At 72.5% G+C, this 19,979-nt stretch carries 16 protein-coding genes and 1 pseudogene; 11 read left to right on the forward strand and 6 right to left on the reverse strand.

Annotated features, from left to right (window positions below; all coding sequences use genetic code 11):
• The first annotated feature begins 18 nt into the window (after positions 1-18).
• The 6 genes from EJG53_RS33340 to EJG53_RS33365 all read left to right on the forward strand — a co-directional run bounded on the left by EJG53_RS33340 (position 19) and on the right by EJG53_RS33365 (position 6,477).
• Positions 19-969, forward strand: a complete 951-nt coding sequence (locus EJG53_RS33340) for a helix-turn-helix transcriptional regulator (RefSeq protein ID WP_031011131.1) — start codon at positions 19-21, stop codon at positions 967-969.
• Between the two features lie 21 nt (positions 970-990).
• On the forward strand, positions 991-1,251 hold the full coding sequence (locus tag EJG53_RS33345; protein ID WP_125048036.1) for a hypothetical protein: 261 nt from the start codon (positions 991-993) through the stop codon (positions 1,249-1,251).
• Between the two features lie 101 nt (positions 1,252-1,352).
• A complete protein-coding gene (locus EJG53_RS33350) occupies positions 1,353-1,556 on the forward strand; it encodes a hypothetical protein (RefSeq protein WP_125048037.1) in 204 nt (67 codons plus the stop codon).
• A 207-nt stretch (positions 1,557-1,763) separates the two neighbouring features.
• Positions 1,764-2,051 (forward strand): Sec-independent protein translocase subunit TatA, encoded by a 288-nt coding sequence (gene tatA, locus EJG53_RS33355; RefSeq protein ID WP_031011124.1) that lies wholly within the window; start codon positions 1,764-1,766, stop codon positions 2,049-2,051.
• A gap of 67 nt (positions 2,052-2,118) precedes the next feature.
• Positions 2,119-3,075 (forward strand): twin-arginine translocase subunit TatC, encoded by a 957-nt coding sequence (gene tatC / locus EJG53_RS33360; RefSeq protein WP_125048038.1) that lies wholly within the window; start codon positions 2,119-2,121, stop codon positions 3,073-3,075.
• 591 nt (positions 3,076-3,666) lie between these two features.
• The gene (locus EJG53_RS33365) at positions 3,667-6,477 is read left to right on the forward strand and encodes a DEAD/DEAH box helicase (protein ID WP_125048039.1); all 2,811 of its coding nucleotides are present in this window, start codon (positions 3,667-3,669) and stop codon (positions 6,475-6,477) included.
• Between the two features lie 188 nt (positions 6,478-6,665).
• Here the strand turns inward: EJG53_RS33365 and EJG53_RS33370 are convergent, their stop codons facing one another.
• A complete protein-coding gene (locus EJG53_RS33370) occupies positions 6,666-7,556 on the reverse strand; it encodes a methyltransferase domain-containing protein (RefSeq protein ID WP_125048040.1) in 891 nt (296 codons plus the stop codon).
• Here EJG53_RS33370 and pdxR point away from each other — a divergent pair.
• Positions 7,555-9,075 carry a MocR-like pyridoxine biosynthesis transcription factor PdxR gene (pdxR, locus tag EJG53_RS33375; RefSeq protein ID WP_125048041.1) on the forward strand — a complete coding sequence of 507 codons (1,521 nt, stop codon included), beginning with the start codon at positions 7,555-7,557 and terminating at the stop codon, positions 9,073-9,075. The two genes, EJG53_RS33370 and pdxR, sit on opposite strands and share 2 nt — an antisense overlap.
• Positions 9,076-9,414: 339 nt before the next feature.
• Here the strand turns inward: pdxR and EJG53_RS42930 are convergent.
• The 3 genes and pseudogenes from EJG53_RS42930 to EJG53_RS33395 all read right to left on the reverse strand — a co-directional run.
• A pseudogene (locus EJG53_RS42930) lies at positions 9,415-10,110 on the reverse strand (ADP-ribosylglycohydrolase family protein); the annotation flags it as partial.
• Positions 10,111-10,148: 38 nt separating this feature from the next.
• Positions 10,149-11,006, reverse strand: a complete 858-nt coding sequence (locus EJG53_RS33390; protein ID WP_125048042.1) for a siderophore-interacting protein — start codon at positions 11,004-11,006, stop codon at positions 10,149-10,151.
• A 48-nt stretch (positions 11,007-11,054) separates the two neighbouring features.
• Complete coding sequence (locus EJG53_RS33395) at positions 11,055-11,969, reverse strand: 5'-3' exonuclease (protein ID WP_125049770.1); 915 nt, start codon at positions 11,967-11,969, stop codon at positions 11,055-11,057.
• A gap of 256 nt (positions 11,970-12,225) precedes the next feature.
• Between EJG53_RS33395 and EJG53_RS33400 the strand changes: the two genes are divergently transcribed.
• The 3 genes from EJG53_RS33400 to EJG53_RS33410 all read left to right on the forward strand — a co-directional run bounded on the left by EJG53_RS33400 (position 12,226) and on the right by EJG53_RS33410 (position 17,017).
• Complete coding sequence (locus tag EJG53_RS33400; protein ID WP_244955447.1) at positions 12,226-13,575, forward strand: quaternary amine ABC transporter ATP-binding protein; 1,350 nt, start codon at positions 12,226-12,228, stop codon at positions 13,573-13,575.
• Complete coding sequence (locus tag EJG53_RS33405) at positions 13,568-16,165, forward strand: ABC transporter permease/substrate binding protein (protein WP_125048043.1); 2,598 nt, start codon at positions 13,568-13,570, stop codon at positions 16,163-16,165. The genes EJG53_RS33400 and EJG53_RS33405 overlap by 8 nt, the downstream gene beginning before the upstream one ends.
• Before the next feature lie 102 nt (positions 16,166-16,267).
• Entirely contained in the window at positions 16,268-17,017 is a 750-nt protein-coding gene (locus EJG53_RS33410) for a helical backbone metal receptor (RefSeq protein WP_125048044.1), read from the forward strand.
• 6 nt (positions 17,018-17,023) lie between these two features.
• Here EJG53_RS33410 and EJG53_RS33415 read toward each other — a convergent pair whose 3' ends face one another.
• Entirely contained in the window at positions 17,024-18,331 is a 1,308-nt protein-coding gene (locus EJG53_RS33415) for a TDT family transporter (RefSeq protein WP_125048045.1), read from the reverse strand.
• Between the two features lie 71 nt (positions 18,332-18,402).
• Between EJG53_RS33415 and EJG53_RS33420 the strand changes: the two genes are divergently transcribed.
• Positions 18,403-19,347 carry a LysR family transcriptional regulator gene (locus tag EJG53_RS33420; protein ID WP_125048046.1) on the forward strand — a complete coding sequence of 315 codons (945 nt, stop codon included), beginning with the start codon at positions 18,403-18,405 and terminating at the stop codon, positions 19,345-19,347.
• Positions 19,348-19,369: 22 nt separating this feature from the next.
• Here the strand turns inward: EJG53_RS33420 and EJG53_RS33425 are convergent, their stop codons facing one another.
• On the reverse strand, positions 19,370-19,900 hold the full coding sequence (locus EJG53_RS33425; RefSeq protein ID WP_125048047.1) for a hypothetical protein: 531 nt from the start codon (positions 19,898-19,900) through the stop codon (positions 19,370-19,372).
• Positions 19,901-19,979: the final 79 nt, after the last annotated feature.

Here is a 19,979-nt window from a genome sequence, read left to right on the forward strand (position 1 = left end):
GGACGGGACGCACACTCCATGGCTACCAACGCCATCGACCAGACCCGGCGGATGCTGTCGCTGGTCACCTACCTCCGCGAGCGCCCCGGCGCCCGCGTCTCCGACGTCGCCCGCGCCTTCGGCATCTCCGAGGACGAGCTGATCGGCGACCTCGACGTCCTGCCGATGTGCGGTACGAGCTTCCGCGGCGGCGACCTGCTCGACATCGACACCGACGGCGACCGCATCTGGTGGCACAACCCCGACGACGTCGCCGAGCCGCTGCGGCTGGCCGCCGACGAGGCGACCGCCCTGCTGGTCGCGGCCCGCGCCGTGGCCACCCTGCCCGGCCTGCGCGAGGGCGACCGGCAGGCGCTGCTGCGCGCCACCGCCAAGCTGGAGGCCGCGGCGGGCGAGGCGGCCGGCGCCAGCTCCCGCGTCTCGGTCACCTTCGAGTCGGAGGGCGGCGTCTTCGCCGACGTCGACCGGGCCATCGCCGAGCGCCGCCGGCTGTGGCTGCGCTACTACTCACCCGCGCGCGACGAGCTGACCGAGCGCGAGGTCGACCCGATCCGCCTGTTTGCGGTCGGCCACACCTACGTCGAGGCGTGGTGCCGCCTCTCGGAGGCCCGCCGCACCTTCCGGCTCGACCGGGTCGCCGAGATCAAACTGCTGGACGCCCCCGCCGACCCGCCGCCCGTCGAACTGCGCGACCTCTCCGAAGGACTGGTGCAGCCCGCGGCCGAGGACCCCGAGGTCGTCATCGAGGTGGCGCCCGGCGGACGCTGGGTGGCCGAGTACTACCCGCACGACAGCGCCGAGGAACTGCCGGACGGCGGCCTGCGCATCACCCTGCGCACCCCCGACCCCGCCTCGCTGCGGCGGCTCGCGCTGCGCCTGGGCCGGGACGGTCGGATCGTGTCGCCGCAGGCCCTGGCGGACAGCGCGCGCCAGGCGTCCCGGCAGGCGCTCGCGGCGTACGGCGAATAGGACGCGGAGGGCGGCGGCACGATGACGACGACCATGGCGGGCGCGATGACCACGACCCTGACCGGCCCGGTGCTCTTCAAAGCGGCCTGCCCCGACTGCCGAAGCTGCTTCGAGCTGGCGTCGGACGCCCTGCGCCTGGCCATCGGCGCCAGCAGCCGCACCACCTTCTACTCCTTCACCTGCCCGGACTGCGGCAGCGCGGTCCGCAAACCGGCGGGGGAGCGGATCATCGAGCTGCTGACGGGGGGCGGGGTGCGGACCTTGCGGTTGCACTGTGGGTGAACGTGGTGAACGCCCGCGCCGGGTCCGGCTCCGAAGGCCAATAGTATGTCCCACTTTCCGTGAAACCCGTCACGTTCGCACCCCTCGATAGGCTTCGCCCCATGCTCTGGCCCATGATCGCCATCGCCCTCGGATTTCTCGGCATCGCCGTCCTGGGGATTCTCGCCGTCCGCGTCTTCGTGGAGGTACGGCGGCTGGCCCGCCAGGTCGGACAGACCTCGGAGCGCATCCAGCGGGCCGCGCAGGACCTGGAGCGGGCGGCTGTACCGCTCGCCTCGCGGGCCCACCAATCCCTTCGGGACTGATACCGCACCCTGCTGCTACGCGTGTGCGGGCGGTACGCTGCTGTTCGCAGTTCAGACCGCGAGGCGGGGGCGGAAACCCACGGTACGCACGTCCATTGCCGCCCGTTCACCGCCGAACGTTACGATCGCTGTCAGCACTAGCACGCCCGTCCGACCCCCACGGCAGGCACCGAAGTAGACGCCGACCCGGCGAGAAGGTAGTCGCACATGCTCAGCAACCTCAGGGCCCCCGAGATCATTCTGATCCTCGTCGTCATTGTGCTGCTGTTCGGCGCGAAGAAGCTCCCGGACATGGCACGTTCGCTCGGCAAGTCGGCCCGCATTCTCAAGAGCGAGGCCAAGGCCATGAAGAAGGAAGGCGGCGAAGGCGAGGCCGCCGGCAAGGACGCCTCCTCCGCCGACTCCCAGGCCGCGCCGCGGACGATCCAGGCGGCCCCGGGCGACGTGAACAGCTCGCGTCCCGTCGCCGAGCCGAACCGCACCACCCACAGCTGACCGGAGCCGCCCAGCCCGGCCGGTCAGGTCGGCCGACGGCGGCCGATGCACGAGACGAGGACGTGGGTTGCTCAAGTCTGCCCGCAAACAGCAGAGGGATCCCGAGGGGCGGATGCCGCTCGCGGAGCATCTGCGTGAGCTGCGCAACCGGCTGTTGAAGTCGGTCCTGGCGATCGGCGTGGTCACCGTCGTGGCCATGTTCTATTACAAGGACATCGCCCAGTTCATCACAGGCCCGGTCATCGACTCCGTCGGCTGTCCGCGCGGTACGCCCGCGGGCACCCCGACGCCGGGTCACCCCTGCGCGGAGGTCACGGCGCAGGGCATGCTGGCGCCCTTCACGATCCTGCTCAAGGTGTCACTCACCACAGGCGTCGTGGTCGCCAGTCCGGTGTGGCTCTACCAGCTCTGGGCGTTCCTCGCTCCCGGACTGCACAACACCGAGAAGAAGTATGCCCTCAGCTTCGTGGCGGCGGGTGTCCCGCTGTTCCTCGGTGGCGCCTACCTCGCGTACGCGGTCCTGCCGACCACGGCGGCCGCCCTGGTCGGCCTGACGCCCGACAACTGGTCCAACCTCTTTCCGGCGGACGAGTTCCTGGACATCGTCACGCGCATGGTCGTCGTCTTCGGCCTGGGCTTCGAGCTGCCGCTGCTGCTGGTCCTGCTGAACTTCGGCGGCGTGATCACCGGACGGCGGGTGCTGAGCTGGTGGCGCTTCATGGTGCTCGGCATCACGATCTTCGCCGCGATCGCCACGCCCACCGGTGACCCGCTGACCATGGGGCTCGTCGCCGCCCCGATCGTGGTCCTGTACTTCGCCGCCGTGGCCGTCTGCCTGTTCAACGACCGCCGTCGCGGACGTGCCGACCCCGACCGCGAACTGAGCGACGACGAAGCCTCCCAGCTCGACCTGACCCCCGAGAGCATCGACGAACTCGACCCGGCCACCGGACACCGGATGCTCCCGGAACAGGCCACCGGCGGCCCGGCACCGCGCCGCAACGGCTACGACGACGCGACGTGAGGGCGCGGCGCGCCCCGCGGTGAAGCCGACATCTCGTAACGGGAGCAGGGGCGCGACCTGAGGTCCACGACCAGGGGCGGCGGAGCGCGGAGCGCACGCCGCCCTTCGGCGTGTGTGCGGTCGGCCCGCCCTTGGCCGGTCAGGAGCCCGGTCTTCCCCCAGCGCTGTACGGAAACGCGCTTGGCCCGTCCTGCGGAAGCAGCGGATGCATCGCGTCGGTCCGTGGCTCACCGGCGCGACCCGCCGGGTACAACGGCGGCGCCGCTCCTACGGGGCGAATCGAACGAGGCCGTGCCCCCAGCGGGGGAATACCCAGGGGCGGCGAGCCGGAACCGCGCTGGGCGGCCCCGTCCCGCGCCGCCTCGTCCCGCGAGCCCTGCCCCGCGCCGGTCCCGCCGGGCTGCCCACCTGGCGCCGCCTCGCCCCTCCGGTGCTCGCTGCTGCCCGCCGACGGTCGCAGTGACGTCCCCAGCGGCTCCGGCAGCCCCGGCAGGTGAGCGTGGGGGAGCGGTGTGTCCGGGGGAGGGCCGGTAAAGGGCGTCCATAATGATCGGCTCGTTGTCAGGGGTGGCCGGTAGGCTCGTAAGCACGATGACCGAGGACATGTCCCCTGCTGAGCGCTACGCCGCCGCCAAACGGCGGGCGGCGGAGCAGGCCACCGCACTCGCCCCTTTCCGTGAGATGTACGACTTCGCGCTGGACCCGTTCCAGATCGAGGCGTGCCAGGCCCTGGAGGCCGGTAAGGGCGTGCTGGTCGCGGCCCCGACCGGATCCGGCAAGACGATCGTGGGCGAGTTCGCCGTCCACCTGGCCCTGGAGCAGGGCCGTAAATGCTTCTACACCACGCCGATCAAGGCGCTGTCGAACCAGAAGTACCAGGATCTGGTGCGGCGCTACGGCGCGGACCGGGTCGGGCTGCTGACGGGCGACAACAGCGTCAACTCCGAGGCACCGGTGGTCGTGATGACCACCGAGGTGCTGCGGAACATGCTGTACGCGGGCTCCCAGTCGCTCAACGGCCTCGGTTACGTGGTGATGGACGAGGTGCACTACCTCTCCGACCGCTTCCGGGGCGCCGTGTGGGAAGAGGTGATCATCCACCTGCCGGAGTCCGTCACGCTGGTCTCGCTGTCCGCGACGGTCTCCAACGCGGAGGAGTTCGGCGCCTGGCTGGACACGGTCCGCGGTGACACGGAAGTGATCGTCTCCGAGCACCGTCCGGTGCCGCTGTGGCAGCACGTGCTCGCCGGACGCCGGATGTACGACCTCTTCGAGGAGCGCGAGGGCCGTTCCGGTGCCGGGCGCCGGGAGGTCAACCCGGACCTGGAGCGGCTGGCGCGGCTGGAGAACAGCCGTCCGACGTTCGGGCGGGACAAGCGCCGCGGCCGCAATCTGCGGGAGGCGGACCGCGAGCGCGAGCGGCGCCAGCGCAGCCGCGTCTGGACGCCGGGCCGCGCCGAGGTGATCGACCGGCTGGACAACGAGGGCCTGCTGCCGGCGATCACGTTCATCTTCAGCCGGGCGGGGTGCGAGTCCGCCGTCCAGCAGTGCCTGTATTCCGGGCTGCGGCTCAACGACCAGGAGGGGCGGGCCAGGGTCCGCGCCGTCGTGGAGGAGCGTACGGCCGGGATTCCCGACGAGGACCTGCATGTTCTCGGCTACTACGAGTGGCTGGAGGGCCTGGAGCGGGGCATCGCCGCGCACCACGCCGGCATGCTGCCGACCTTCAAGGAGGTCGTCGAGGAGCTGTTCCTGAAGGGACTGGTCAAGGCCGTCTTCGCGACGGAGACGCTGGCGCTGGGCATCAACATGCCCGCCCGTTCGGTCGTCCTGGAGAAGCTGGTCAAGTGGAACGGCGAGCAGCACGCCGACATCACCCCCGGCGAGTACACCCAGCTCACCGGCCGTGCCGGGCGCCGCGGTATCGACGTCGAGGGCCACGCGGTGGTGCTGTGGCAGCGCGGCATGGACCCGGGCGCCCTGGCGGGCCTGGCCGGTACGCGTACGTATCCGCTGCGCTCGTCCTTCAAGCCGTCGTACAACATGGCGGTCAACCTGGTCTCGCAGTTCGGGCGGCACCGTTCGCGGGAACTGCTGGAGATGTCGTTCGCGCAGTTCCAGGCGGACAAGTCGGTCGTCGGCATCTCGCGGCAGGTGCAGAAGAACGAGGAGGGCCTGGCCGGCTACAAGGAGTCCATGACCTGCCACCTCGGTGACTTCGAGGAGTACTCGCGGCTGCGCCGGGAGCTGAAGGACCGGGAGACGGAGCTGGCCAAGCAGGGCGCCGCGCAGCGCCGGGCCGCGGCCGCCGCGGCGCTGGAGAAGCTCCGGCCGGGTGACGTGATCCACGTACCGACGGGCAAGTACGCGGGGCTGGCGTTGGTGCTGGACCCGGGGATGCCGTCGGGGCGGACGAACGGACACCGGGGCTACGACGCGCACGACGGGCCCCGGCCGCTGGTGCTGACCGCCGAGCGGCAGGTCAAGCGGCTGGCGTCGATGGACTTCCCGGTGCCGGTGGCGGCGCTGGACCGGATGCGCATCCCGAAGTCCTTCAACGCGCGCAGCCCGCAGTCCCGCCGGGACCTGGCGTCCGCGCTGCGGACGAAGGCCGGGCACATCGCGCCGGAGCGGCACCGCAAGCAGCGGGCGGCGGCCGACGACCGGGAGATCGCGCGGCTGCGTACGGAGCTGCGGGCGCATCCCTGCCACGGCTGCGACGAGCGCGAGGACCACGCCCGATGGGCCGAGCGGTACCACCGGCTGCTGCGCGACACGCGGCAGTTGGAGCGCCGTATCGAGGGCCGTACGAACACCATCGCGCGCACCTTCGACCGGATCTGCGCTCTGCTGACCGGACTTGGCTACCTGGAAGGTGACACGGTCACCGACGAGGGCCGGCGGCTGGCGCGGCTCTACGGCGAACTGGACCTGCTGGCCAGCGAATGCCTGCGCGCCGGCGTCTGGAACGGGCTGGGCCCCGCCGAACTGGCAGCCTGCGCCTCGGCCCTGGTCTACGAGGCCCGGCAGGCGGACGACGCGGTGGCGCCGAAGCTGCCGTCGGGCAAGGCGCGGGACGCGCTCGCCGAGATGGTGCGGATCTGGGGCCGGCTGGACGCCTTGGAGGAGGACCACAAGATCAACCAGGCGGAGGGCGTCGGCCAGCGCGAGCCGGACCTCGGCTTCGCCTGGGCCGCGTACCGCTGGGCCTCCGGCTTCGGCCTGGACGAGGTGCTGCGCGAGGCGGAGATGCCGGCCGGTGACTTCGTCCGCTGGTGCAAGCAACTGATCGACATCCTCGGCCAGATCGCCGCCGCCGCGCCGCCGGAGGTGGCCCGCAACGCGCGCAAGGCCGTGGACGCGGTGCTGCGGGGCGTGGTGGCGTACTCGTCGGTGGGGTGAGGCCGGGGGCCGTGAGGCCGGGGGCCGTGAGGCCGTGAGGCCGGGAGGCCGGGAGGTCGTGAGGCCGGGAGGTCGTAGGGCGGCTTCCGGAGCCTGGCCGTGGGGCCGGGCCCCGGTTGCCGGTGTGCTGTCGCGCGGGTCCGGTCCCTGGTCGGGGCGGACCCGCGCGGCCGTTCGCCGGGTGCGCGTCAGGCGGGTGGCTTGACGGCGGTGGCCTTGAAGAACGTGTAGTGGAACGTTCCCCCGTCCTCCGCAGTCCGGCGCAGATCGCGGATGCCGCGCTCCCACTCGGGCTCGGTCGTCAGCCCGGCGGTCAGCGCGTCGTCCCGTACGGCCGCGATCATCGCGATGAACGTGTTACGGGTGAAGCTGTCGACCAGCCCCGGCCGGGTCGCGTCGGCGTAGACCGTACGCGGGCGGACCACCACCCCTTCGTACCTGGCGGCGGTCAGCAGCGGTTGCAGCCGCCGGCCGAGCAGCGCGTCGCCCTCGGCCGTGGCCTGCAACCGGACTTGGTGGCCGATCACGGCGCGGGCGTGCGCGCTGTCCGGGTGGAAGAACACCGACCCGTGGTCCCCCTCGATGACGGTGACGCTTCCGCCCGGCCGCAGGACGCGCCGCAGGTCGGCCAGCGCCTGTGCGGGGTCGGGCAGGTGCTCCAGGACGAAGCAGACGAAGAGGTGGTCGAAGGAGGCGTCGGCGTACGGCAGGTCGGTCAGGTCGGCCTGCTGCCAGTGCACCGTCGCCGCGTGCGGACGAGCGGCGAGGCGGGCGCGGGCCTGGTCGATCGAGTCCGCGGAGATGTCGACCGCGGTGATGTGCGTCCCCGGGCTGGAGGCGGCCAGATGCACCGTCTGGGCGCCGACCCCGCACCCGGCCTCCAGGACCCGGCTGCCCGCTTCGTACGCCGTGCCCGCGTGCAGGAGCGCCGCCAGGGTGTCGGCCTGGTCGGTGAGCCGCCTGGCCTCATGGTCCGAATATCCGTGTACGTAAGGGGATTCGCGGGGTGCGGGGGCGCGGTGCGCGCGGCTGTCCCCGCGTGTGCCACCGGTCGTCTTCTCCGTTGCTGCCGTTCTCATGCCGCCACTCTGGGCGGACAATGGCCCGGTGCCCAGGTCCAAACACGCGCCCGTTGACCGGTCCATAACTTCCGGGTCCGACTTCCTCCAGCTCAACGTCGCCGACGCGCCCGCGGGCGGCCTGTCCGACTGGCTGGCGCAGCGCCTGCGGCAGGCCGTCTCGGACGGCCGCCTCGCGGTGGGTGACCGGCTGCCCGCCACCCGGACACTCGCCGAGGAACTGCGGGTCTCCCGGGGCGTGGTCACCGAGGCGTACCAGCGGCTGATCGAGGACGGGCACGCGGTCGGCCGGGGCCGCGGCGGTACGGTCATCGTCGCCGCTCCCGTCGCGGCAGAGGCCACGACGCCGGCGCCGGCGCCCGCGCGTCCGGCCGAAGGGTCGCCGCCCGGACCGGTGTTCACCGCCGAGCCCGGAGCGGGCGTCTTCGACGCGGTACGGGCGGCACCGGCCCGTATCGACCTCAGCCCCGGCACGCCCGACCTGGCCTCGTTCCCGCGTGCCGCGTGGCTGCGCGCGGAACGGCGGGTGCTGGGCACGCTCGCCGCCCCCGGCTTCGGCTACGGGGACCCGCGCGGCACGCCGGAGCTGCGACGCGCCGTCGCGAAGTGGCTGGCCCGCAACCGCGGCCTCGCGGTCGCCCCGGACGAGGTGCTGATCGTTTCCGGCACCGCGCAGACGCTCGGTCTGCTGGCCCAGGTGCTGTGCCGCCGGGGCGTCCGCGAACTGGCGGTGGAGGACCCGGGATCGCTCGGGGCCCGCCAGCACCTCCGGTACTGGGGGATGCGCACCCCACCGGTACCGGTCGACGCCGAGGGCGTCCGCGTCCGGGAGCTGCGGGCCTCCGGCGCCCCCGCCGTCCTGGTGACACCGGCGCACCAGTTCCCGACCGGGGTGGTGCTCGGCGGCACACGCCGCCGTGAGCTGATGCGCTGGGCGGCCGACGGCGGCCTGATCGTCGAGGACGACTACGACGCCGAACACCGCTACGACCGGCCGCCGGTCCCCGCTCTCCGCGCCATGCTGCCCGAGCACGTCTGCTACGCCGGAAGCGTTTCGAAGCTGCTGGCACCGGCGCTGCGGACCGGGTGGGTCGTCGCTCCTCCGGAGCTGCACGGCGCGCTGGTGGACGCCAAGCGGTTCACCGACCTCGGCAACTCCGCGCTGCCGCAGCTCGTGCTGGCCGACCTGATGGAAACCGGCGAGCTGGAACGCCGGCTGAGGCAGCTCCGCAAGCGGCACCGGGCGCGTCGGGACGCGATGATCCGGGCTGTCGGTACGCACCTGCCGGGGGCGGCGGTGCGGGGCGCGGCGGCGGGCCTGCACCTGACGATCACCTTCGACGCGGACTTCGCCGACACAGACCTGGCAGCGGCGGCGCTCGCCCGGGGTGTCAAGGTGCAGCCGCTCTCCTGGCACCGGCAGGGCCCCGGACGGCCGGGGCTGGTGCTGGGCTACGCGGCGAGTACGGCGACCGAGATCGGGGAAGGGGTGGCGGTCATCGGAAGGGTGCTGGGGTGAGCGCGGCGCTGCCACACGCTCAGGCAGGGCGCCACGGCGCTGTCGAAGGGCCGGGCGGGCGTGTCGGCTCGTGGGCGGTGTGTCGGACCGGCGTGTCGGGCGCATCGTAGGGGCCCCGGCCGACACGCCGTGCTTGCCTTCGCGGGTGCAGCGAGGACGCGGGGTGGCGGTGCCGGGTTCATGGGGATCCGGCGGATGCGCACTGTCCCCTGGGGCCATTCTGCTCATGGAACGCCAGGTGGTACGGGGCGGAGGCCGCTGTTCCACAAGGAGGCGCGCCGCCCGGCCATGGCGTGTACGGTCCGGCCACGGCCAGCACGGGCCGACCGCGGTGCACAGCAACTCTTCGGCCAGTGCCCGCAGTTCGTGTACCCGTAGTACCCGGTCTCCGAACCCGGGCAGCGGCATGTGCAGCGTCTGGACCCAGCGCTCAGGGATCGCGTCGGCCCCGTAGACCGCTCCGGCGAGGCCGCTGATGACCGCGGCGACGGTGTCGGTGTCGCCGCCCAGGTCGATGGCGGCCCGCAGCGCGCCTCGTACGAGCCGGTGGGAGAGCGCGTCCGGCCGGGCGTCGAGCGGGTCATCGCCCTGCAAGGCGACGTGCAGCAACACGTGGAACAGCACCACTCACCAGCCGGCCGCCGGGTCCCGTGCGTTAGCGCCGACAGCCGCCGGGTGGCGTCCATGGACACCGCCCGGCCCGCCACGGCGAAGTACACGGCGGCGGGCGTGGCGCGCATCAGTGAACCGTTGCCCGCGGCGCGCCGGTTGACCTGGAAGTGCCGGCGGCGGCCCGGCCCCACGGCTCGCCGTTGCCGAGCACGTCCTCGGTCCGAAGGCCGATGTCCTTCGGCTCGGCCGCCGCCCAGCGACGGAACCTGCGGAAGACGCCGGGGAGGTCGAGCCTGCCGCGTTCCAGCAGCGTTGCGGCGGTCAGCACCGCCACCTGCGTATCGCCCGTGGCTTCACCCGGGTACCGGCCGCCGCCTCAGCACATGCGTCCCCGGCGGCCGAGCCGACCACGGCACCGGCCACCCGCTGCCCGGATTCCGCCACCGGCCCCCGGAAGCGCGTCAGGAAGCGGTCGGCAGCGTGGTCTCCTGCTCGGCTTCGACCTGCTGGTTCCACTGCTGCTTGGACGCCTGCCAGCCGTCCTCGTCGTGGCCCTTGCGCCAGTAGCCGGAGATCGACAGGTCCTCGCGGGGCACTTCCCGCTCGACGCGCAGCAACCTGCGCAGTTCCTTCACGAAGCCCGCCTCGCCGTGGACGAAAGCGTGCACCCGGCCCGCGGGGAAGTCCAGCGCGCGGACGGCCTCGACCAGCCGCTCGCCGACCGGGGCGGTGCCGCGGTGCAGCCAGGTGATCTCGGCGCCGGCCGGCGCCTCCAGCTTCTGCTCCTCCTCGGGGCCGGCGACCTCGATGAAGGCGTGGACGGGTACGTCCTCGGGTGCCCGGGCCAGGGAGGCGGCGATGGCCGGCAGGGCGCTCTCGTCGCCGGCGAGCAGGTGCCAGTCGGCGTCGGCGTCCGGGGCGTACGCGCCGCCGGGGCCGAGGAGCAGCGCCTCGTCGCCCGGACGGGCCTGTGCCGCCCACGGCCCCGCGAGGCCGGTGTCGCCGTGCACCACGAAGTCGACCGCCAGTTCCCGCGTGTCCGGGTCCCAGGTGCGCACGGTGTAGGTACGGGTCCTGGGCCACTGGTCGCGGGGGAAGGCGGCGCGGATCTCGGCGATGTCCAGCGGCTGCGGGTAGTCCACGCCGGGAACCGGGAAGACCAGCTTGACGTAATGGTCGGTGTACTCGCCCGCCGAGAACTCCGCCAGGCCGTCACCGCCCAGCACCACCCGCACCATGTGCGGCGTGAGCTGCTCGGTGCGCAGCACCTCTGCGTGAATGAGCTTGGGCTTTTTACGGGCCGGACGCTCTGCTGCCACGACGATCTCCCCTGCCACGGTCTTATTAGGTTTACCTAACCTAACAGTTCAGGGGTGGAGCGTCGCCAGAAGCCGCTGCAAAGAGCCGCCCAGCCCCCACTGCCCGGCGAGCGCTTCCAGTCGCTCCGGGTCGGCCGGCTCGCCCGGCAGCGCGGCGTCGAAGTCCGGCACCGGCACGTCGGCGGCCACCCGTACGACCTTCGGCGCGACCTCGACGTACGGCCGGGCCTCGGTCAGCCGCTTGCGCTGCGAGGGGGTGAGCTTGGACGCCGGGTCGTCGGCCGCGGCCATGATCCCGGCCAGGTCGCCGTACTGGGCCAGCAGCTTGGCGGCGGTCTTCTCGCCGATGCCCGGCACGCCCGGCAGGCCGTCGCTGGGGTCGCCGCGCAGCAGCGCCAGGTCGGCGTAACCGCTGCCGTCCACGCCGTACTTCTCGCGCAGCAGGGCCTCGTCGGTCATCTGGAGGGTGCCGACGCCCTTGAGTGGATACAGGATGCGGACGCCGCGCGCGTCGTCGGCCAACTGGAACAGGTCGCGGTCGCCGGTGACGATGTCGACCGGCCCGGTGGCGCGGGCGGTGAGGGTGCCGATGATGTCGTCCGCCTCGTACCCGGCGGCGCCGACCCGGGCGATGCCCAGCGCGTCGAGCACTTCCTCGATCACCGGGACCTGCGGGGAGAGGGTGTCCGGAATCTCCTCGGCGTCGGGCTCGGGGGAGCCGGACGGTGCCTCCTCGGCGACGCGGTGCGCCTTGTACGAGGGGATGAGGTCGACCCGCCACTGCGGACGCCAGTCGAAGTCCATGCAGGCCACCAGGTCGTCGGGCTGGTGGTCCTGGACGAGGCGGGCGATGAAGTCCAGCAGGCCGCGCACCGCGTTCACCGGCGTGCCGTCCGGCGCCCGGACCGACTCCGGCACGCCGAAATAGGCGCGGAAGTAGAGGGAGGCGGTGTCGAGAAGCATCAGGCGTCGAGTCACACCCCGATGATGCCGTACCTCCGGTGGTGCGGCCGGGCGGTGCCGCGGGGACGGGTCGGGCGGGCGTGTGAACTGAGTCACTAATGTGTTTGTCATTTTGTAAAGGGGGCAGGCGCGCGGCCGGAGCGGGACCGGTGGATATTCAACATTTCCACCGGTTAACGGCGGGCCCGACCCGTGCACGCTCCACGACCTGCCGACGGGGGTGGCGGGTCGTACACAGTCAATTCGAGAGGTGTATGTGGCCAGGCTGCAAGCCGAGCACGTCTACAAAGTGTTCGGGAGACGACCCGAGGACGCCGTACGACGGCTCGAAGACGGTGCGAGCCGCGAGGAGCTGCGGGCCGACGGAACGACCGCCGCGGTGATCGACGCGTCGTTCTCCGTGGACGAGGGCCAGATCTTCGTCGTCATGGGTCTGTCCGGATCCGGTAAGTCCACGCTGCTGCGGACCCTGAACGGGCTGCTGGAGCCGACCGCCGGAAGCGTCCGGTTCGACGGTCAGGACCTGACCTCGCTGAGCGACAAGGAACTGCGCAAGGTCCGCTCCGAGAAGATTTCCATGGTCTTCCAGCACTTCGCGCTCTTCCCGCACCGCAGCGTGCTGGAGAACGCCGCGTACGGGCTGGAGGTCCAGGGCGTCCCCCGGGCCGAACGCGAGAAGCGCGCCACCGAGGCACTGCACCTCGCGGGCCTCGAAGGCTGGGAGAAGTCCTGGCCCGACGAGCTGTCCGGCGGCATGCAGCAGCGGGTGGGCCTGGCCCGCGCGCTGGCCACCGACGCCGACCTGCTGCTGATGGACGAGTCCTTCAGCGCGCTGGACCCGCTGATCCGCCGCGACATGCAGGACCAGCTCCTGGAGCTCCAGAAGACGCTGAAGAAGACCATCGTCTTCATCACCCACGACCTGAACGAGGCCATGCGCCTCGGCGACCGGATCGCCGTCATGCGCGACGGCCGCATCGTGCAGATCGGCAGCGCCGAGGACATCCTCCTCACCCCCGCCAACGACTACGTGGCCTCCTTCATCCAGGACGTCGACCGCTCGCGGGTGCTCACCGCCGGGGCCATCATGGTCGACGTCGACGAGGTGCTGGGCAGCACTTCGGACAACGGCGAGGAGATCCGTACGGCCGAGGACTTCCTCGCCGCCGCACCCGCCACGGTCCCCCTGGACACGCCGGTCGCGGAGCTGTTCGGCCCCTGCTCGGCCGGGACCGTACCGGTCGCCGTCGTCGACGCGGCCGGTGCGCCGGCCGGCGCGGTGCCGGTGCAGCGGCTGCTGTCCGTACTGAGCGAAGGCGGACAGCCGGGCGGAACCACCGGACAGGCGGACGCCGCGAAGACGGACGCCGGGCAGAAGACGGACGCCGCGAAGACGGACACGCCGAAGCCGGACGCCACGAAGACCAAGACCGCGGACACGCGAGTCGTGGAGGCCGAAGCCGCGCAGGCGGAGACCGCGGGCACGAAGGCCGACGCCGACGGCAAGAAGACGGCCGCCGACGGCAAGGCGGACGTCCAGCCCGACGGAAAACCCGCCGGCATGACGGGCGGCAAGCCCGAGGGCAAGGTGATCGCCGGTGCCTAGAATCGATGTCGGCTCCTGGGCCAACACCTGCGTCGAATGGCTGCGCGGCCACCTCGCGTGGCTCTTCGACTTCGTCTCGCACGTCCTGACGGCCATGTACAACGGCATCGAGGCGGTCCTGACCGCCCCGCAGCCGTTCCTGCTGATGGGCATCTTCGCGGTGCTCGCCTGGTGGCTGCGCGGCCTGCCGGCCGCCGTCCTCACCTTCGCCGGCTTCGCGCTGATCGACTCGATCGAGCAGTGGCAGGCCACCATGCAGTCCCTGTCGCTGGTGCTGGTCGCCTGCATCATCACCATCGTCGTCGCGGTGCCGCTCGGCATCTGGGCGGCCCGCAACCGCGTCGTCGGCGGCGCGCTGCGCCCGGTCCTGGACCTGATGCAGACGATGCCCGCGATGGTCTACCTGATCCCCGGCATCCTCTTCTTCGGCATCGGCGTGATGCCCGGCATGGTGGCGACCGTCATCTTCTCGATGCCGCCCGCCGTCCGGATGACCGAGCTGGGCATCCGGCAGGTGGACGGGGAACTGGTCGAGGCGGCCGAGGCGTTCGGTACGCACCCGCGCCGCACCCTCTTCCGGGTGCAGCTCCCGCTGGCGCTGCCCACGATCATGGCCGGTATCAACCAGGTCATCATGCTGGCGCTGTCCATGGTCGTCATCGCCGGCATGGTCGGCGCGGAGGGCCTGGGCTCGTCGGTCTACAACGCGGTCAGCTCCGTGAACGTGGCCCTCGGCTTCGAGGCCGGTCTCGCCGTCGTCATCCTCGCCATGTACCTGGACCGGATGACCGGCGCCCTCAACGAGCGGGTCTCGCCGCTGGGCCGCCGCGCGCTGGCCAAGGCGCAGGCCGCGCTGGGCGGCGCGAAGTTCCTGTACTGGAAGCCCGCCACGTCCGTCGCGATGGTCGGCGTGGTCGTGCTCGCGCTGGTCGCGGGCGGTCTGAACGTCTTCGGCAAGGACGGCGCGAAGACCGACGGCGGCGGCCGCCCGATCACCCTCGGGTACGTCAACTGGGACGAGGGCAAGGCCACCACGTACCTGTGGAAGGAAATCCTCGAACAGCGCGGCTTCAAGCCGAAGGCGCAGGCCCTGGAGGCCGGCGCGCTGTTCACCGGGCAGGCCCGCGGCGACATCGACGTGCAGACCAACGCCTGGCTGCCCACCACGCACGCCGAGTACTACAAGAAGTACCAGGACAAGCTCGAAGACCTCGGCGCCTGGTACGACAAGACCTCGCTGGAGATCGCGGTCCCGTCGTACATGAAGGACGTCAAGAGCCTCGACGACCTCAAGGGCAGGGCGGGCGAGTTCGGCGGCAAGATCACCGGCATCGAGCCGGGCGCCGGCGAGATGAAGATCCTCAAGGACAAGGTCCTCAAGGACTACGGCCTGGCGGACGAGTACAAGGTCGCCGAGTCCAGCACCGCGTCCATGCTCACCGAGCTGGACCGCGCGTACGCGGCCAAGAAGCCGATCGCCGTCACGCTGTGGTCGCCGCACTGGGCGTACGACAAGTACGACCTGACCAAGCTCGAAGACCCCAAGGGCTCCTTCGGCTCCGGTGACAGCCTGCACCTGCTGGGCCGCAAGGGCTTCGCCCAGGACGAGCCCGAGGTCGCCAAGTGGATGAAGAACTTCCACCTGGACGAGAAGCAGCTCACCAGCCTGGAGAACGAGGTCAAGAGCGCCGGCGAGGGCCACGAGCAGGACGGTGTGCGCAACTGGCTGAAGAAGAACCCGGGCCTGGTCGACAAGTTCGCGCCGTCGGCGAACGCCACGTACGCCAAGGGCAAGGACGCCGGGGCGGCGCCGAACATCGGCTACCCGGCGTGGGACGAGGGCATCGCCACCACGTACCTGTGGAAGAACGTTCTGGAGAAGCGCGGCTACAAGCCGAACATCCGCAACCTGGACGTCGGCCCGATGTGGACCGGCCTGTCCAGCGGGCAGATCGACGTCGAGTTCGACGGGTGGCTGCCGGTCGCGCAGAAGCAGTACTGGGACCAGTACAAGGACGATCTCGTCGACATCGGCGCCTGGTACGACAAGACGTCGCTGGAGATCGCGGTGCCGTCCTACGTCAAGGACGTCAAGACGCTGGACGACCTGCGTGAGCACCAGGACGAGTTCAAGGGCAAGATCATCGGCATCGAGCCGGGCACCGGTGAGATGAAGCGCCTGAAGGACACCGTCGCCCCCGCGTACGGCCTCCAGGACTTCCAGATCACCGAGGCCGGCACCAGCTCCATGCTGGCCGAGCTGGACCGCGCCTACGCCAAGAAGGAGCCGATCGCGGTCGTGCTCTGGTCGCCGCACTGGGCGTACAGCAAGTACGACCTGACCAAGCTCGCCGACCCGAAGCACACCTGGGGCGACAACAACCAGATCAAGTCGCTGGGCCACAAGAGCTTCCCGGAGAAGTTCCCGGAGTTCGACGGCTGGCTGAAGAACTGGAAGATGTCGCCCGAGGAGCTGGGCAGCCTGGAGAAGGAGATCCAGGACGCCGGCAAGGGCCACGAGAACGACGGTGTCGAGAAGTGGATCGACGCCCACCCGGGCATCGTCGACAAGATGGCGCCGGTGAAGTGAGGCGCTGACCCACCAGCACCGCACGGGCCCCGCCCCTGGCTGTACGGCCGGGGGCGGGGCCTTCCCGCGTCGGGTGCCGCCCCGCCCGCGTACGGTGGGGTGATGACGACCGGTCAGCACCGCGCCCCGCGCGTGGTCTCCCTCGTGCCCTCCCTCACCGAGGCCGTGGCCGCCACCGCGCCCGACCTGCTCGTCGGCGTCACCGACTGGTGCAGTCACCCCGCCGGGCTGGACGCGCCGCGCGTCGGCGGCACCAAGAACCCGGACACCGCCCGCATCGCCGCCCTCGCGCCCGATCTCGTGCTGGCCAACGAGGAGGAGAACCGGGCGCCGGACCTCGGCGCCCTGCGGGCCGCCGGACTGGACGTCCTGGTCACCGAGATCCGCGACCTGGACCAGGCGCTGCGCGAACTGGAACGGGTCCTGGTGCGTGGCTGCCGGCTGCCCAGGCCCGGCTGGCTGGACGACGCGGCGGACGCCTGGCGGGACGTACGGGCCGGGGCCGGGGCGGCGGACGCGCGCGGCGCCGTGGTGCCGATCTGGCGGCGGCCCTGGATGGTGCTGGGGCGCGACACCTTCGCGGGCGACCTGCTCGCCCGGCTCGGAGTGCGGAACCTCTACGCGGACCACGCCGAGCGGTATCCGCGCGTCCCGGCCGAGGAGCTGAACGCGCGCGGCGCCGACCTGGTGGTGCTCCCGGACGAGCCGTACCGCTTCACGGCGGACGACGGCCCCGAGGCGTTCCCGGGGCTGCCGTCCGCGCTGGTCAGCGGGCGTCATCTGACGTGGTACGGGCCGTCGTTGGCGGCGGCGCCGGCGGTGCTCGGGGCCGCGCTGGACGCGGCCCGCTGAGCGGAGCTACCGGGGGCGCGGGGCCGCCGGAGCTTCAGCGGTCACGGAGGCCCCGGAGGAGACCGCCGCCGTGGCACCCGCCGGAGCCGCGGCGGCCACCGGAGCCACCGTGCCCGCCGGAGCCGAAGGCACCAGCCGGGGCGCGATCGCGGTCGCGCCCGCCAGGGCCGCCGCACCCGGCTTCTCCGGCGGCGCCACGAGGAGCTGACCGCGCGCCAGCCCCAGCGCGGTACGGGCCCCGGCCGTCAGCCAGGCCGCCACCAGCACGGCGAACAGCCCCACCGCGAGCCAGGTGAAGGCGGCGAGCCCGGTGTGCCGCGCCAGTCCGGCCGCGCCCGTCACGCACGTACCGACCGGGAAGGTGAACGCCCACCAGGTCATCGAGAACGTCATCCCGGCCCGGAAGGCCCGCCCCACCAGGGCCGCCGCCAGCACCAGCCACAGCAGCGCGAAGCCGGTGACCGGCACGCCGTACAGCAGCGCGAAGCCGCTCATCGCCTGCGCGTACCCGGCGCCGACCGCGCCCGGCGCGGCGTCCGCGAGGTTGTTCACCGCGGTCGTGGACTGGCCGAGCGGCCCGAGGACGAGGAACAGTGTCGGGCTCAGCGCGAGCGGCAGCGGGCCGTGGTGGATCAGCCGGGCCAGCACCAGCGGCAGCACCAGCAGGGTGGCCAGCAGCGACATCCCGAACATGGCGTAACAGGCGAGCAGCATCGCCTCCCGCCACTGCCCGGCCGGCAGGTGCGGCACCAGGCCGGGGCCGAGCGCCGCGGAGACCATCGGCGCGACCAGCGGCAGGATCCACACGGGGGAGGCGGTGCCGGCCTCGATCCGGTGCCGGGCCACCATCAGGTACGGCACCGCCGCGGCCGCGGCGAGGCCCACCGCCGTACCGGCGCACCACAGGACCGCGTCGGCGGCGACGGCGGTCCGTTCGCCGAGCACGTCCGGGCCGACGGCGAGCGTCCCGCCGCCGACCGCCAGCAGGGCCATCGCCAGGCAGCCGTAGAACGGCGCCACCGCCGGGTCGAGCAGGTGGCGCCGCGCCTGGTCGGTGTGGCGGAGCCAGTGGACGGTACGGGCGGTGAGCAGGACCGCCAGCAGGACGGCGGACAGCGCCCAGACAACGACGTACGCGCCGCGCAGACCGGGGGAGTGCAACGGCAGGGCCGCGCCGGCGTTGGCGACGATGGCGGTGCCCATGACGGCGGCGTACCAGTTGGGGCCGAGGTGACGCAGGGCCGGGGACGTGCCGGAGGAGCGGGCGGAGAGACGGGGGCCGGGGCGGGCGGAAAGCTGCGTCAGGGGTGGCATGTCTTCCAGGGTCGGCCCGCGCACCGCCTGCCACCAGGGACCTCGCGCCTATGAGGCCATAAGGTGGGGTTATGGGTGCAGGAAATGAAGGCCAGGCGGCGGACCCGGTGGTTCCGCTCTCGCACCGGGTACCGGACCTCGGCGCGCTGGAGCTGCTGCTCGCCGTCGCCCGGCTCGGCAGCCTCGGGCGGGCGGCCCGCGAGCGGGGCATCAGCCAGCCCGCCGCCAGCAGCCGCCTCCGCTCGATGGAGCGGCAACTGGGCGTCGCCCTCGTCGAGCGCTCGCCGCGCGGCTCGCGCCTGACGGACGCGGGCGCCCTGGTCACGGACTGGGCGCGGCAGGTGGTGGAGGCCGCCGAGGCGTTCGACGCGGGTGCGCAGGCGCTGCGCGGGCGGCGGGACTCGCGGCTGCGGGTCGCCGCCAGTATGACCATCGCCGAGTACCTGCTGCCGGGCTGGCTGATCGCGCTGCGCGCGCAGCGCCCGGACACCGCGGTCTCCCTGCTGGCCGGGAACTCCGCCGCCGTCGCCGAGCGGCTGCTCGCGGGGGAGGCGGACCTCGGGTTCGTGGAGGGGCTGGACGTGCCCGCCGGGCTGGACGGCGCGGTCATCGGCCACGACCGCCTGGTGGTGGTCGCCGCGCCCGCCCACCCGTGGGCCCGGCGCCGTACGGAGCTGACGGCGGCCGAACTCGCCGCGACCCCGCTGATCCTGCGCGAACGCGGTTCCGGCACCCGGCAGGTCCTGGACGCGGCACTGGCCGGGCACGGCGGGCTCGCGGCACCGCTGCTGGAGCTGGCCTCCACGACGGCGGTCAAGGCCGCCGCGGTGAGCGGCGCCGGGCCGTCGGTGCTGAGCGAACTGGCCGTGGGGGAGGAGCTGGCGGCCCGGCGGCTGGTCGAGGTCCCGGTGCTCGGCACGCCCTTCGGCCGCGAGCTGCGGGCCGTCTGGCCCGCCGGACAGCGGCCCGCGGGCCCGGCCCGCCACCTGCTGGGGCTGACCCGGGCCCTGCCCTGACCGGGGCGCGGCCGGGCGCCGGTCAGCGGTCGGCCTGGTACGCCCCGGCCGCGCCGGTGGCGGTCCTGCCGTCGGGGGCGGTGTAGGTGAGGGTGCGGTCGCCGCGGATCTGGAACACGTTGGTGGGGCGCTGCTGGTTCCGGGGGTTGCAGACCGACACCGGGACGGTGAAGACGGTCTGATACCGGGACCCGTCGGTCATGGACACCCGTGTCACGAAGGTGACCACCCCCTTCTTGGCGGGGTTGCTGCCGTTCGGCGCCTCGAAGAACCAGGCGCCGACGGCCGAGGCCGAGGAGTCCGTGGGCACGACCGTGAGCGAGTGGTCCGCGTTGAACCGTACGGTCCGCACCTTGGTGCCGTCCTGGGTGTACGGCTTGGACAGCTCGAACCGGGCTCTGCCGCCTGCTTGCGGGGCCTGGACGTAGTCGCTCTCGCTGCCGCCGCACTGGCCGGGGGCGGCCACGGCGGAGCCGGGCTGGGTGAGGAGGGTGAGGGCCAGGGCGGCGGTGGCCCCCAGGGCGGCGGACTTCAGGTGGCGTCGGTCTGGCATGGCGGAACCCACTTCCGTAAGAAGGACAGTGCTCGGCCTGGCTCGCCGCAGTCGGCTGAGCCCCCGGCGTCGACGCAGG

Source organism: Streptomyces chrestomyceticus JCM 4735, assembly GCF_003865135.1.
Taxonomy (GTDB): Bacteria; Actinomycetota; Actinomycetes; order Streptomycetales; family Streptomycetaceae; genus Streptomyces; species Streptomyces chrestomyceticus.